This is a genomic window from Streptomyces globisporus (assembly GCF_003501885.1).
In the GTDB taxonomy this organism is placed as follows: Bacteria; Actinomycetota; Actinomycetes; order Streptomycetales; family Streptomycetaceae; genus Streptomyces; species Streptomyces globisporus_D.
The window spans coordinates 1-13,828 of record NZ_QWFA01000163.1; the positions used below are offsets into that span (position 1 = coordinate 1).

8 protein-coding genes and 4 pseudogenes are annotated in these 13,828 nt (G+C 68.5%); 5 read left to right on the forward strand and 7 right to left on the reverse strand.

Features of this window, described 5'->3' with window-relative positions; genetic code table 11:
• Positions 1-597: pseudogene (locus tag D3105_RS25430) on the reverse strand (MarR family transcriptional regulator); the annotation flags it as partial.
• A gap of 1,018 nt (positions 598-1,615) precedes the next feature.
• Here D3105_RS25430 and D3105_RS25435 point away from each other — a divergent pair.
• Entirely contained in the window at positions 1,616-2,350 is a 735-nt protein-coding gene (locus tag D3105_RS25435) for a hypothetical protein (RefSeq protein ID WP_123947589.1), read from the forward strand.
• Positions 2,351-2,506: 156 nt separating this feature from the next.
• Here the strand turns inward: D3105_RS25435 and D3105_RS25440 are convergent, their stop codons facing one another.
• From D3105_RS25440 to D3105_RS25455, 4 genes and pseudogenes are all read right to left on the reverse strand, one after another.
• A complete protein-coding gene (locus D3105_RS25440; protein WP_118905354.1) occupies positions 2,507-3,439 on the reverse strand; it encodes an IS5 family transposase in 933 nt (310 codons plus the stop codon).
• 54 nt (positions 3,440-3,493) lie between these two features.
• Positions 3,494-4,005 (reverse strand): annotated as a pseudogene (locus tag D3105_RS25445) (HD domain-containing protein); the annotation flags it as partial.
• 49 nt (positions 4,006-4,054) lie between these two features.
• Positions 4,055-4,369 (reverse strand): 4a-hydroxytetrahydrobiopterin dehydratase, encoded by a 315-nt coding sequence (locus tag D3105_RS25450; RefSeq protein ID WP_118905355.1) that lies wholly within the window; start codon positions 4,367-4,369, stop codon positions 4,055-4,057.
• A 2-nt stretch (positions 4,370-4,371) separates the two neighbouring features.
• On the reverse strand, positions 4,372-5,616 hold the full coding sequence (locus D3105_RS25455) for a Twin-arginine translocation pathway signal (RefSeq protein ID WP_118905356.1): 1,245 nt from the start codon (positions 5,614-5,616) through the stop codon (positions 4,372-4,374).
• A 172-nt stretch (positions 5,617-5,788) separates the two neighbouring features.
• On the opposite strand from D3105_RS25455, the gene D3105_RS34700 reads away from it, so the two are divergent.
• From D3105_RS34700 to D3105_RS25465, 3 genes and pseudogenes are all read left to right on the forward strand, one after another.
• A complete protein-coding gene (locus tag D3105_RS34700; protein WP_165891079.1) occupies positions 5,789-5,941 on the forward strand; it encodes a hypothetical protein in 153 nt (50 codons plus the stop codon).
• 428 nt (positions 5,942-6,369) lie between these two features.
• Positions 6,370-6,731 (forward strand): annotated as a pseudogene (locus D3105_RS36115) (hypothetical protein).
• Positions 6,728-7,831, forward strand: a complete 1,104-nt coding sequence (locus tag D3105_RS25465) for a methyltransferase domain-containing protein (protein WP_118905358.1) — start codon at positions 6,728-6,730, stop codon at positions 7,829-7,831. The pseudogene D3105_RS36115 and the gene D3105_RS25465 overlap by 4 nt, the downstream one beginning before the upstream one ends.
• Before the next feature lie 16 nt (positions 7,832-7,847).
• Here D3105_RS25465 and D3105_RS25470 read toward each other — a convergent pair.
• Positions 7,848-8,505: pseudogene (locus D3105_RS25470) on the reverse strand (hypothetical protein).
• A 345-nt stretch (positions 8,506-8,850) separates the two neighbouring features.
• Between D3105_RS25470 and D3105_RS25475 the strand changes: the two are divergent.
• Complete coding sequence (locus D3105_RS25475; protein WP_165891080.1) at positions 8,851-13,137, forward strand: trypsin-like peptidase domain-containing protein; 4,287 nt, start codon at positions 8,851-8,853, stop codon at positions 13,135-13,137.
• A gap of 3 nt (positions 13,138-13,140) precedes the next feature.
• Here the strand turns inward: D3105_RS25475 and D3105_RS25480 are convergent, their stop codons facing one another.
• Positions 13,141-13,707 (reverse strand): DUF417 family protein, encoded by a 567-nt coding sequence (locus tag D3105_RS25480; RefSeq protein WP_118905360.1) that lies wholly within the window; start codon positions 13,705-13,707, stop codon positions 13,141-13,143.
• Positions 13,708-13,828: the final 121 nt, after the last annotated feature.

A 13,828-nucleotide genomic window follows, 5' to 3' on the forward strand; every position in this document is an offset into this window, starting at 1 on the left:
GAGGTAGACGGGGGAGGGGGCGGTGTCCCTGGTGTGTCCTGCGGGGGGCGTGTCCGGGGCGAGCGGCGCGGAGGACGTCTCCCGGACGAGCGGCGAAGGTTCGGTGTCCGTCGGCCGAGGCGGGGTGCGCTGGGGTGGTACGGCGGTGGGGTCCGGGGGCTCCACAGGCGCTGCGGGTGCTGCGGTCTTGGTGGCGGTTTCGGTGGCGAGGTAGGTGGTCCACCACTCGTTGTCGCGGGCGGTGCGGGACCAGAAGGTGCGGAAGACCCAGCGGGTTTCGTCGCCCGCGCCGACAGCGCACCGTACGCGGCGGAGGTGCCCGGCCACGGACAGGGTCTTCAGGGCGGTGGAGATGGCCTGTTGCCCGTACAGGGGGAGCTGCTTGGCGAGCTGCTTCACGCTCATCGCGGCACCGTCGGGGAGGTGGTCGACGAACCCGGCAACGTAGCGTTCACGGATCGGCAGCAAGGCGAAGTCGTCGCGCGTGCAGAATTGTTGGCCGGGCGCGGAGCGTTTGCCGTACCCGGGCTTGGCCATCGGGTACGCGGCGGAGACTGCGGAGGCGTGCAGGGCAGAGCTATGGTGCTGTGTAGCCAATGGATCGTCTTTCTAAGGGTGTCGATCTTGCGGTGAGACCCCGGCCTGGTGCTACAACACCGCGTCGGGGTCGTTTGGTTCTCGCACCGTAAGCGGCGATTACGCTGCGCCGCAAGCTGTCACGATTAGTCATACTGGCTGGCCGTGACGGGGGTGGGGAGGTTGGGGAGGTCTTCCCAACCCCCCTTTCCAGCCTCCCGGTTAAAGAAGGAGCTCGAACCCCGGGTCCTGCATCCCGACGCCCGCATCCCGGCACCCGAGCTTCGGGCCGGAGCCCCGTCCACGTACCCCGGAAGAGTGACCTGCCCCGCCCCCGAAGCCCGAGGCTTGCGGCCCGGGACCCAAGCTTCGGGGTTCTACGCCTTGCCCTCGCCCAGGGCGGCCCGCAGCCAGTCGAGGCTTCCTTGCGCCAGGAGTTCGTCGGCTAGGGCGCGTCCTTGTTCGTGGGAGTGAGCCGCTTCCGATTCAGGTCCGGCCGGTGCAGGATGACCTGGTTCAGACGGGCCGGTCTCGGAGTCGACGTGAAAATCCATGGGCCCTCCGTGGAGTCCTTTTCGAAGTGCCGCGGAAGCAAGGCACATGACGTGCTCCCCGGCGTCGGCGCGACGACCGGGGGTACTTGAGCCCTGTCGCTGGCGCCCGTGGGGAAGCGGGCAGTGACAGTCCTTGGCGGCAGGTCATGCGGTAGCCGGCGGTGAGACCCGTTCGGCCTGGACGCAGGGCCCTTCGGCTCTGAGGCCCGACGGAAGGGCATGCGCACGGGATGCACGCTCTGCGCGTATCAATCCAAGCCATTCGACAACGGCATGATCTGCGCCTTCGCTCAGGCCGACATCTGAACACGGTGATCCCCATCGAGGCACTCGCTGGGTTCCGCGACCGTCTCGTTCGCCAACTGGCCGGTGTGCTTAGCGGCTATACGCATTTCGAGTGACGCGACCCCTTCCGCGTTATGCCATCTTCTTCGGATGTGACCCAGGTGCCAAAGTGCCCGGGCACTGGTATCGGAGGAGTGGGAATGAGAGTGGACGGACTGCGGCGAGTGCAGGCTGTCGTGGTGGCGCTTGCCGCGGTGGCCCTGCTGGCCGGCTGCGGAAGCGGCGACGAAGCGTCCGGAGACGGCGGAAGCGGCGCCGTGACCGAGGGCTCGGCAAAGGGGCCGGCGGCGGGAAGGTCGGACCACGGCCCGCTGGACGCTGCTGGCCTCGAGAACGCGGCGGTCACCGAAGCGGACCTGCCCGAATACACCTTCACCGTCTTCAAGCAGGGCACCGTCCTCGGCAGCAAGGGGAAGCCGGCCAAACCGGCAGCCTGCCAGCCCATGGAAGACATCCGGCTGCGCTCCCCCGAACCGGCACCGACCGCCGCGGCAGCCCGCTCCGTCCACCCGAAGACGGACACGAAGGCCACCGACATCACGCTGTACGCCTACGCCAAGGCGGCCGACGCAGAGGAACTCCTCACCCGCGTCCGTGACGCCGCGGCGAGCTGCACCGGGTACGAGGACGACATGGGCCTCAACCCGACCGTCACGGCCCTCCCTGTCCCCGACCCGGGTCCGGCCGATGAGGCGGTCGCCTTCAAGCGGGAGTCTTCGGGAACAGCGCACTGGTACCGGTTGGTACGTAGCGGCTCCAATGTAGCCGTCTTCAACTGGCAGGGCCTGGTCATGCACAAGAGCGCGGGCGAGGCCCCGGACGAGGTGATCACCGCCCAACTTGAGAAGCTGACGGAGACAGCGGGCACGGGCTGAACTTCTTTGGAGTCAGAAGAGCTTGAAGTACATCCAGCCGCGCTGTTTGCCGGGGCGACACCGCAGGTTCGCGTTGATTGGCCCGGAGCTGGTGGCAACCCGGCTCCGTGTGGGCACCGGCGTCCCGCCAATGCGAGGTCTTGAGGATCCTCCGGCTCAGACACGGAGCCAGATGACGAGGGCTGCTGCTGTGGCCGTGCCGAGGAAGACGTAACCGCGCTTGTCGTAACGGGTGGCGACCGCCCGGGACTGCTTCAGCCGGTTGATCGCCCGCTCGACGGTGTTGCGCTTCTTGTAGCGGTCCTGGTCGAAGGCTGGTGGCCGTCCGCCGCGTGAGCCTTTGCGCAGGCGGGCGCCCTGGCTGTCGGACTTCTCCGGGATGATGTGCCGGATGCCCCGCCGTCGCAGGTAATCGCGGCATGGCCTGTTGCTGTATGCCTTGTCAGCCGCCAGGCTGTCTGGCTTCCTGCGGGGCCTTCCCGGCCCGACGCGGGGGACGCGGATCCTCTCCAGGACGGGCAGGAACTGGGTGCAGTCCGCCTGCTGTCCTGGCGTGACGATCAGGGACAGCGGGCGGCAGCGGCCGTCCGCGCTCAGGTGGAGTTTGCTGGTGAAGCCGCCCCGCGAGCGGCCCATGCCTTCACCTTCAGCACCACCTCCACCAGGCGGGTGACCAGGCTCTGCCACGGCGTCTCGTCCTGGTGTTCCATCCCTGCGGCCCCCCTTTGATCCCGGGGCCGGCGGCGGGTCGGTGCGGGCGCCGGCTGCGTGCTGGTGGGCGCGGACGACGGTGGAGTCGACCGAGATGTCCCAGTCGATCTCGCCTGCGGCGTCGGCCGCAGCCTGGACCTGCTGGAGCAGACGTTCCCAGGTACCGTCCGCCGACCACAGGCGGTGGCGTTCATAGACGGTCTTCCATGGGCCGAACCGTTCGGGCAGATCACGCCACTGCACCCCGGTCCGCACCCGGTGCAGGATCCCGTCGATCACCTGCCGGTGATTCCGCCACCTGCCACAACGCCCGTTAGAGACCGGCAGGAACGGCCGCAGCCATTCCCACTCGGCGTCGCTCAGATCACCCCGCCCCATGTCCCCAGGAACGACTCGGGCACGGAGTAGTCACATGATCGGCCGGACAAGTCCTAGGCGGTTGGCGGTCTTGGTGACGAGTCGGCCTCGGCTGTTGTCGATCCACCGCTGAGCGTTCTCGTAGCCCTGGGCCTTGTACTCGATGCCTTGCAGCAGGCACTCCAGCTTGTCCGCGTCCCGGGCACAGACCGCCTCCGGTGACTCCTTCGCCTCTTGCTCCGCGACCAGTTCACGGACCGCCGAGGCCAACACCTCCGGCATTCCGGCCGTCTGGTCGGCGGTGACCTCCTGGGGGTCGCCGGCGGGCGCGTACTTCTTCCCGAGGTGGTTCACGTCCCCGGTCCGGCTTCCTGCGTGTCGTGCCAGACAGCGAGGTACGCGGCGCGGGCGGGGTCGGCGCCCTCCAGCTTCGCGATGATCGTGGCGATCAACGCCGTACGCCACGAATGCTCGGCCACACTCTCCGGATCGCGCACCCCGGCCATCCACCAGCCGGTGCGCCGCGTCTGCTTGAGTGTGCCCGCCTCGTACAGAAAGCGGCCCACCGCGGCCAGGTCGTCGGTCACGACCCTCTCCTCTCACGCCTCGCTGAGGCGGATCGCATACCGGATGCCTTCAAGCGTTGTGAGTCTGTGCCTGGTGCGCCGCCGCGATCCGGTCGATCCGTGCGGCCAGCTCGAAGTCAGCGGCTGTGAGCCGGTGGCCGGCGTCGTGTGTCGTGATCCGGAACCGTACGTGGTCCCACCGCAGGTCGATGTCCGCGTGGTGGCCGACGAGCCGCTCGACGTCCGCGACGTTGACGATCAGCGCGACGCCGCCGTGGTACCGGACGCCGAACGCGCGAGTGATCGTGTGCCCTTCCCGGTCCCACCCCGGCAATTCAGCCAGGTAAGCGGCAATTTCCTCGTCCGGCAGCGGATCTTTGCCCATCGTCAGCTCCTCTCGGTCACCGGTGCCAGGATCTCTGCGAGGTCCCGGCCGACCGGGGCATCGTGCCACGGGTGCATCGCCCGCTCCAGCGTGGCCAGTTCGCGGAACATACGGGCTGAACGGGTCTCAACGGCGATGGTGGCTACGGTGCGGGCGATCTCCACCGCCTGGTCCGGCTCCCGCGCTGTGGCGGCGGCGGTGGCCTGCCGGGCCATGTACACCCCGCGGTCTCGGCGGGCCGTCTCCGGTACCACCGCCAACACCTGCGTCCAGAGGGAACCTGCTTCGGTGCTCAGGCCGAGCCGCCCATAGCAGGTGGCTCGCTGCACTTCCAGGTACCCCGGAGTCCGGCGGCATGCGTTGCCCCATGGCAAGTCGTCGTCGACGTTTGGCAGAAGGCGGTCAGCCTGGTCCAGGAGGTGATCGACGGCGCGACGTTCGCCGGTGAGGCTGGCACCGTGGGCCTGCTGCTGCATGGCCATGATCCGCACTTTCGGTACGAGCTGGTCGGCATCGTCGAGAACGGCCTCGCACAGCTCGACGACCGCGTGCCCGTCGCCCAGATCGGTACGCACCTGGGCCTGGTTCACCAGTGAGTACCCAATCAGGTGCGGGTCACGGGACCGCGCCGCGATTTCTTGCGTAACCCCTCGCCAGAACGAGGCGCCGTCGATGTCACCGGCATCCTGGTACAGCCAGCCGACGAGAGCCGAGTAGGCCGCGCCGGCGCGGAGAAGCCCACGCCGCGTCTCACCCTTCGCGGAGCGCACCAGCTTGTCGATGAGCTGGTACTGCGCGGACACCGTCCCGATCAGATCACGGGGGCCCAGGAACATGTCGGCCCGGTAGTGACCCTCCAACTGCTGCTGGAAGTAGTCGACCAGAGCAGGATCCACGTGCTGCTGAGCCGTCGGCCCTGTGACGAGCGCAGCCGCAGTAATGGAGGTGAAGGCTCGGCGGTTCACCTGCTCCTCCTCATGGTGCTCCGGTCGGATCCAGCCCGACGGGGTCGTGAAGCCCAGGTCCTCGGGCCAGCGGCCGAGGGCGTCGTGGAGAACAATTGCGGTTCCCTCGGCCGGCCAGCCCGGGCGCTCTCCTTCCCAGCGGCGCCACGTCCGCGCCGAGACCGTGAACTGGCGGTCGTCCAGTATCTGTTGCCCGTGCTTGGTGAGTGCCCCAGCAGCGGCCTCTACGCTCCGCCACCCACGGCGCAGGCGGGCGGCTCGTAGTGCGTCGTTGCGCCCCATACGTTCAGTGTGAGGTGTCATCGTCCGTACTCCTGGCCCTGGCCGCCGGATGGCCGCACGTGGCCATCGCACGACCTATTTCTCACTCGACGTGCTCGCTCATCATCAGGGTGTGACAGCGGGCCATGCAGCGGAATGGCCGAGAGCCCGATGATTGGTCAGGGAGAACGCCGTGGCGATGACGCTGAAGGTGTACGAGGTGAACCGCACAGGCACTGTCCGTGTCCTGCGGGAAGAAGCCGAGGTGATTCCGTTCGAAAGGCCGGAAGTTTCACACGAGTTCCCCGCCTGCGAATGTCCCACTTGCGCCGAAGGCGCATGGTGAAGACCACTGCCCTGGGCGACACCGCCTACAAGATCTGGCTCGGCCACACCCAGTTCTGCGCCGCCTGTCGTGCAGGGGTCTGCTGTCGACGGCGGTGCGTTTGGGTCGTGCATGGCGGGAGGCTCGGCGCGGATGAGGTGTTGCGCGAACGGGGACGCGGATGACGTCCCGATCAGGGATGAGCCGGAGGCCCACTGCGTCGAGCGTGGGGTGACGCTGCTGTGGCGGGGCGATCCGATCACCGCTCGCGAGGGAGCTGGAGGACCGGTCGTTGCCCTGGACGCCCTGTCGGCGGGACCGGATGGTCCGTGCAGTGTTGTCTGCCGCAGTGCTCAGCTGACGGACCTGGCCGACGTGCACGCCCTGTGCCGCCTGCCGGGGTGTGCCTGCCAGTGTCATGCGGTGGCCACTGCCCTCCGGGCCGCCGGATGACCCTCAGGTTGTCGGTCACGGATGTCCGCATCTGCGAGGCGTGCTGGCGAGCACCGCTAACCACCGTGCGTCGCACGCTCCTTGGCCGGGATCTGCTGTGTCGGGCGTGTGCCGAGGACGGTTGTCCGCGTCGGATCGATCTGTTCCCGCCGTACGGGATCTACCGGCTTCGCTGCCCGGTGGGCCAGTCAGTTGTATCGAATGCATCGATGAGAGGAGATGGGCGATGACCAGCATCCACGTTCCGGTTGAGGCCGGGAAGCACGGCGGGCAGCCATCGGACAAGCCGTGGACTCCGCCGCAGGAGCCGAAGCCGTCTCCGGACGGCAGCCGGCCCCAGTGCGTTCCGCAGTCGTGAGCGGCTCACCGCAGGCACCTGCGTACCCGGATCTGGTGCGGGATCTCGCTGATCGCGGGTTGCTGAGCGGTCGTTGGCGGCAGGTGTTCGAGGCTGTGCCGCGCAGCCGGTTCGTCCCGGCGGATGTGTGGCGGCAACTTCCCGACCGTTGCGAGCCGGTCGTGGGCAGGGATGCGTGGCTGGCGTTGGTGAACAGTGATGAGCCGGTGGTGACGCAGCTGGACGACGGGGTCGAGGGTGGGCCTGGTGTGGCGACGTCGTCGAACTCGATGCCGTCGATGGTGGCCCGGATGCTGGGGCTGCTCGATGTCGAGGACGGCCAGCGGGTGCTGGAGATCGGCACCGGCACCGGGTACGTGGCCGCGCTGCTCTGCGAGCGGCTCGGTGACGATCAGGTCCACAGTGTCGAGCTGGACCCAGACGTAGCCCGGCAGGCCGCCGAGGCCTTGGCCCAGGCCGGGTACCGGCCGCATCTGCGGGGCGGGGACGGAGAGCAGTCCTGGTCCGGCCTGGGGCTGGTGGACCGGCTGATCGCCACCTGTGCGTTGCGGTACGTCCCGTACACACTGCTCCGGCAGGTTCGTCCCGGTGGGATCGTTGTGGCCCCGCTGGCCAGGGAGTTCTGGTCGGGAGCGCTGGTCCAGCTCCATGTCCGGGACGACGGCACCGCGTCCGGCCCGTTCCGTGGCGGGGCCACGTACATGCCGATGCGTGCCCATCGCCTGCCCGACCTCCACGACGTCCGGGGAAAGGGACGGGCCCGGGCGGCCGGCCTTGACCCCGCCCAGCTCCTCGACCTCGGGTTCGCCCTGTACGCCGGGGCACGGCTCCCCGGTGTAAGGCTCATCCATAAGGACACCGAGGAAGGTGTCCAGGTGTGGGTGACTCGCGAGGACGGAGCCGGGGCCACGGCCGCCACCGGCGAGGAGGTGTGGCAGTACGGCCCTGGGTTCCTCTGGGAGGAGATCGAGGAAGCCTGGTGGGAGTACGAGTCGGCCGGGCGGCCCGACGCCGAACAGTTCGGGCTGACCGTCACCGAGCGGGGCCAGCACGTGTGGCTCCGGGGCCCGAGCGAGGTCATCCGGCCTGGCAAGGGGTAGCTCCCGCGCGGGGACGTCAGACGATCCGCGGGATGACCTCGTCGCGCTTCGTCGACCAGTTCGTGACGATCGGCTTGTCCACCGTAGGGGCGTCGGGCAGCTCGACCTCGGCCGGGTTCGGTTGTCCTCGGAGGTGGCGATGAGGACGTTCTCGAACTGCTTGCCGCCCTCGCCCTCGGTGGTCTTGACGTTGATACCGGCGTACGCCACCGAGGAACCGGAGAGCTTGATCGGGTCCTCGCCGCCCTGCCCAACGGGCGAGGCCACGCCGTCGGCACCCGAACCGGAGGCAACACTGGGGGTGTTGACGTCCAAGTAGCAGGTGATGCCGGACTTCGCCTTGGCGGTGACGAGGTAGTGGCTGATCGGCTGGGCTTCCCACGTGACCGTGAAGTCCAGGTCGTTGGTGCCGCAGGGCTGTCCTAGCCGCTCTTGCCGCCGCTCGCGGGGGTGCCCTTGCCGCCGGCCGGGGCCTCGGTTTCGCCCTTGCCGTCGCTGCTCTCGCCGCTCTCCGTTCCCTCGGTGGAGGCGGACGAGGAGGTCGAGGCCGAAGGCGCCGCAGCCCCCGTCTCCGACGGGTCCTCGGGGCCGCAGGCCGTGGTGGCGGCGAGGGCTGTCACGACGGCGGCGGCCAGGACGAGACGGGTGGAACGGGTGGCGAGACGCGAGCGCATCGCGAACACCAACGGCGGTCGACTGCGGTGCTCTGTGCTGACATCGACGACGTTAGGGGTGGCTCCATCCTGAAATGATCCTGCGTATGTCCAGGTTCTGTTTCAGCGACTCCGCTCCATGAAAGCAGTGTTGAAATGCGCCGGATTTCCAGCGGGATACGTGACCAGATTCCGCTGCGGCTGTGGGCCCCTGTGGCTATCTCTCGTCAAGGGGGATTTGGCAAACAGGAGTTGGGGCTCCGGCGCGCCGCATTGATCTAGCCGTCCCCCTGTTGTGCGATGCCGCTGCCGCGTAGACACTCACCTCACGTCCTGGGCGACGGTCGAAGCAACCGGGGGATTCTCATGGCTTCTGTTCGGGGGGACGACGTCCTGGAGACGTCGCAGGTACGGATCCGGTCGACGGCCGGTGACGTGGTCGGCGCCGGGTTCCTCATCGCCCCCGATGTGGTGTGCACCTGCGCCCATGTCGTCGCCAGAGCGCTCGGGGTGCCGGACGAGACGGACCAGGCGCCCGACGACTCCGTCGACCTCGACTTTCCGCTGGTGGGAGGCCGCCCCCGGGCGCGGGCGACGGTGGTGTCCTGGCAGCGGGGCGGGACGGATGTCGCGCTGCTGCGGCTCGACCGGGAGATCGATGGGGCGCGACCGGTACAGCTTGTCGACGGCAACGGCGTATGGGGTCACACGTTTCGGGCGCTCGGCTACCCGAGCGGCATCGACGACGGTGTGTGGGCCTCGGGCACGTTGCGGGCTGGGCAGGGCGCCGGCTGGGTGCAGATGGAGGCTGAGGGGGCGGGGCCTCGGATCGTCGCAGGGTTCAGCGGATCGCCGGTCTGGGACGATCTCCAAGACGGTGTGGTCGGCATGACGGTCGCCGCGCACCGAGGCCAAAGTACCGCCTATCTGCTGCCGTCGGCCGAGCTGATCGACGAGGCGGTCCTGACACCGCGCTGCCCGTTCCAAGGGCTCGCGTCGTTCCCCGAGGACGCCGCCGAGTTCTTCCACGGCCGCGACAGCGAGAGCGCCCGCGTGCACAGGGCCGTTCGCAGACGGCCGATGACCCTGCTGGTGGGGCCGTCGGGGTGCGGGAAGTCCTCCCTCGTACGGGCAGGGGTGCTCCCTCGGTTACGGGGCCAGGGCTGGGGCGTGTCCGAGCTGCGCCCCGTGGCCGGTGTACGGGCCTCCGTGGTGGTGGCGCAGGCCCTGACCGACATCTTGGAGCCACGCCTCGATGAGGTCGAACGGCTCACCCGGGCGCAGCAGCTGGCCGGGGTTCTGGAGGCCGGTGACGATGCCCTGGCCGAACTGCGCGGCAGAGTCCTCGCCCGGGGGGCGGCGGGTGCGGGGCACGTACTCTTCGTCGACCAGCTGGAGGAGTACGCGGGCGCTGACCCGGCGTCCGCACGCAACCTGTTCGCGTTGCTCGCCGCTCTGGCAGGGAGGTCCGGCACGGCCGCGCTGCATGTCGTTGCGACCACACGGCCCGATTCCCTCGACGTCCTGGTGACGCCCGCTACCTCCGATCTCGTCAGCGACGCCGTTGAGTTCCTCGCGCCGTTGGCCGGCGACGACCTGGGACAGGCGGTGACCGCACCGGTCGACGCCGTGCCGGGGTTGTGGTTCGAGCCGGGGCTGCCCGAGCGGATCGTCGCGGACGCGGGCGACGAGCCCGGGCGTATGCCGCTGGTCCAGTTCACCCTGACCGCATTGTGGAAGAGCCGCACCCGCTCGATGCTCACCCACACCGCCTACGACGAGATGGGTGGCGTTGCGGGAGCCCTGGTCGGATACGCGGACAGGGCCTTCGACGCTCTCTCGTCCGATCAGCAGAAGTGTGCTCGCAGGCTGTTCGTCCAGTTGGCGCGGCCGGGCGACGGCGAAGCCTTCTTCCGTCGGCCCGCCCCCATCGTCGGCCTCGCCCCCGAACTCATGGCCGTTGCCCGAGAACTGGCGCGTGAGAAGCTGGTCGTTCTCTCTCGCGAGCCGGGCAGCGCTGAGAACGAGGAGATCGTCGATTTGGTCCATGAGGCGCTGACCCGACTCTGGCCACGCCTGCGGCAATGGCTCACGGAATCACGGGATTTCCGTCTCTGGCAGGAACAGCTGAGGGCTGATCTGCGCCGATGGCAGGCCCAGGACCGCGAGCCCGCACGGCTGCTCAGCGGCACGGACCTCGAGAAGGCCGAGCGCCGGCTGGCCGGGCACTCGCTGGACATCTCCGTCGACGAGCGCCACTACATCCAGCTCAGCCGACGACGCTCCCGACGGGGCACCCGCGTCCGACAGGCCGCGGTCGGAGTGCTCGCCGGGCTCACCGTGCTCGCCGTCGTCCTGACGCTGATCACCTTCCAGAGCCTGCGGCGCACAGAGGAACAACTGCGGACTCAGGCGGCGGGCCTCCTGGCCCAGAGAGCTGAGGACCGTCCGCTCAGCGATCCCACGACCGCGTTGCAACTCGCCCTGGCGGGGTGGAAGACCAAGCGGACCGACGAGACGCGTCAGGCCCTGATGACGCAGTACGCCAGAGGCCAGCACCTGGTGGGGAGCTATCCGTCGCTGTGGCGGGGTCGGTACGCGGGCATGGATGCCACCCCGGACGGGCGCACCCTCTTCGTACGGTCGAAGACGTCCGGTGCACAGTTGACGGTCACGGTGATCACGGGAGCTCTCGACGGCAAGCCCCGGACCCGGAGACTGAGCGGTGTGCCCGATGGAGACCTGTTGACCGCGGCCAGTCCGGACGGCCGTTTCTTCGCCGCGATAGCCGATCCGAGGAGCGGGGTGCGGCTGTGGCGGCTCAGCGATCCGAAGAACCCCATTGTTCTGGATCACGCCGATCGCGAACTGCCGGAGAAGGTCGGAGGACATCTCGACTTCAGCAGCGACGGGAAGCGGCTGCTTCTTTCGGCGAACGACAACTCCGGGCAGTGCGGCGAAGCGTCCGGGAAGTGCGTTCCCGCCTTCGTAGAGGCGTGGCATGTCCCCTCCGGCGCGCCCATTCGCACCCATGAGGATCTGCTGCCTGATGAGGGAGTGCGCCAAGTCGCCTTCACCTCGGACCCGGGCACCGTCGCCATCGTCAGACGAGTCGCGGTAAAGCGAGGGGAGCAAGTCTGGAAGACCGAGCTGAAGGACATTCTGACTGGCCGGACAACCGATCAGTTCACCCCCGTCCTGTCGGACAAGTACGACGTTGAACTCGGCTCGGGAGGTGAGGTCCTGCTCATGCGTCGCGCCACTCTGTCTTCCTCCGATGCCCTGGTCTCCCCCACACAGACCCGCACGCTGGGCCGGACGATCGGGCAGGTGACCGAGGTCCCCTCGGTGGACTCCGTGGTGGACGCCACTGACGGCTATGGTCTGCGCCTCAATTTGGACGTGCCCGAAGACGCCGGCTACAGCGAGAAGCATCTCACCGACCTGCGGACCGGACGGAGCTACCGCGCACGCTTTCCGACCGCGGGTTCGGATACCGAGTCGCTCGCGGCAGTGCCGCGACCAGGAGGCGGACTTACTGTCCTGGCCCCCGTGGGGACGGCGCTGTTGGCGGTTCGGGCCGAGGCCGCGGGCGGCGAAGAGTTCACGGGGAACGGCACTGGTGAGACGTACTCCACGTCGCCCGACGGACGCTTCATTGCTCGGGCCACGGACCGGCATCTCGAAGTTCTTGACGTCGATCGAAACATCAACGCACAGGTGAAGCTCACGTCATCCGGTCCGAGCAGTGTGCCCACTTGGACCGCCGACTCCCGCCGGATTGTGGTGTGGGGCGAGTACGGAAGCCTGTGTTGCTCGTTCTCGGCCCCGGATCTGAGGGACCGCGTATCGCTCAATGGCATCGTTCCGGAAGCGAAGCAACTCGACGACGTGGGGCCGCTTGAGGGAAGCCAGATCGCTCTGCTGACCAAGGACGGCTCACTCACCCGCGTCGATGCTGCCGACGGAAAGGTGCTCACGGAGTCATTCCTGGTCCATCCCGGCCCCAACTTCAATGACGATCCCGGCAAACTCAGCATCTCGAACCGTAATCAGCTTCTCGCCCGGCCCGGGCACCCGGGACAGGTTGTCGTGGCCACCCGGACGGGAGGCCGGAACGGCGAGCTCCTGCTGTGGGACGTCCCTGCTCGACGACGCGTGGCCGTCCTGTCCGGGGTTCCCTCCATCTACGTGCCCTTCTTGCCCAACACCCATCCCGGGTCACTGGCCTTCGATGCGGATGGCAAGCGCCTGGCTGTGACGGTCGAGGGTGTGCAGGTACGGGTATGGGATGTGGACCGGGAGAAGGAGTTGGAGGGCGGCGTCCGCGATGCTTCGGGTCAACTGGTCGGCTTCGGGCCCGGCGAGAGCATGGTCATGTTCAACGACTCGAAGGACCGGGTCGAGATCCACCGGCTCACTCGCGACGGCTTCGACGTGCCGCTGACTGTCCCGGTCCAAGGCGGGGATTCCGCCATGAGTTCGCTACGCGGCGACCTGCTGAACGTGTACTCCTACGCTGCCAGTCAGACCTTCAGCCTGGACCCCGAAACACAGTTCCGTACCCTGTGCGCCGCCGTAGGCCGCGACTACACCTCAGCCGAACGCAAGCTCCTGCCGGACGGTACGCCGTCGGAGCCGCCCTGCGCCTGACGGTCACCGCCTCCGCGACCGGCGACCGCTCCCGCGACTCCACTCGTGCGCCGCCACCACCAGGCACACCGCCACCAGGACCACGTTCTTGACGACGTACTGCCCCTCCATGGTCGGCGCGGGTGAGTGGGGCTGCCACATCGCGTCCGGGAGGAGGAAGAGGGTCGAGAACACGCCACCCATGTGCAGGAAGAACGCGACGAGGGCGGGGCGCAGCAGGCGGCGGCCGGCGATCAGGCCGATGCCGATGGCTGTTTCGAGCGCTGCGAGGGAGAGCAGCAGGACGGTCTCCGGGACGAGGCCCAGCGTCATCTTCGTGGCCGCGTCCACGGCCAACTGCTCCGCCGGGCTGGCCGACGGGAACAGCTTCAGGACGCCGAAGCCGACGAAGACGATGCCGACCGTCGCCCTCAGCAGGGTGAGGGCGTGCGCGTCGACCAGCTCGGCGAGTCGTTGGGGGAAGCGGGGGCCGGGAGGGCCTTGGGTCCGGTCCACCTGTCGCTTCCCCACAGGGGATTCAGGGCTCTCGCTGGTCGGGGGCAGGCTCGGCTCTACGGTGTGGCTGCTCATGTGCGATCTCCCGTGATGTCTGTGGGGGTGGGAAAGCGTGCATGGGTGGACCCGCGCGGCTCGTCGGGCACCTGGGGCGACGGGGGGCGTGGATGGTGCGGGGCGGTGCGCGCCTGGAGGT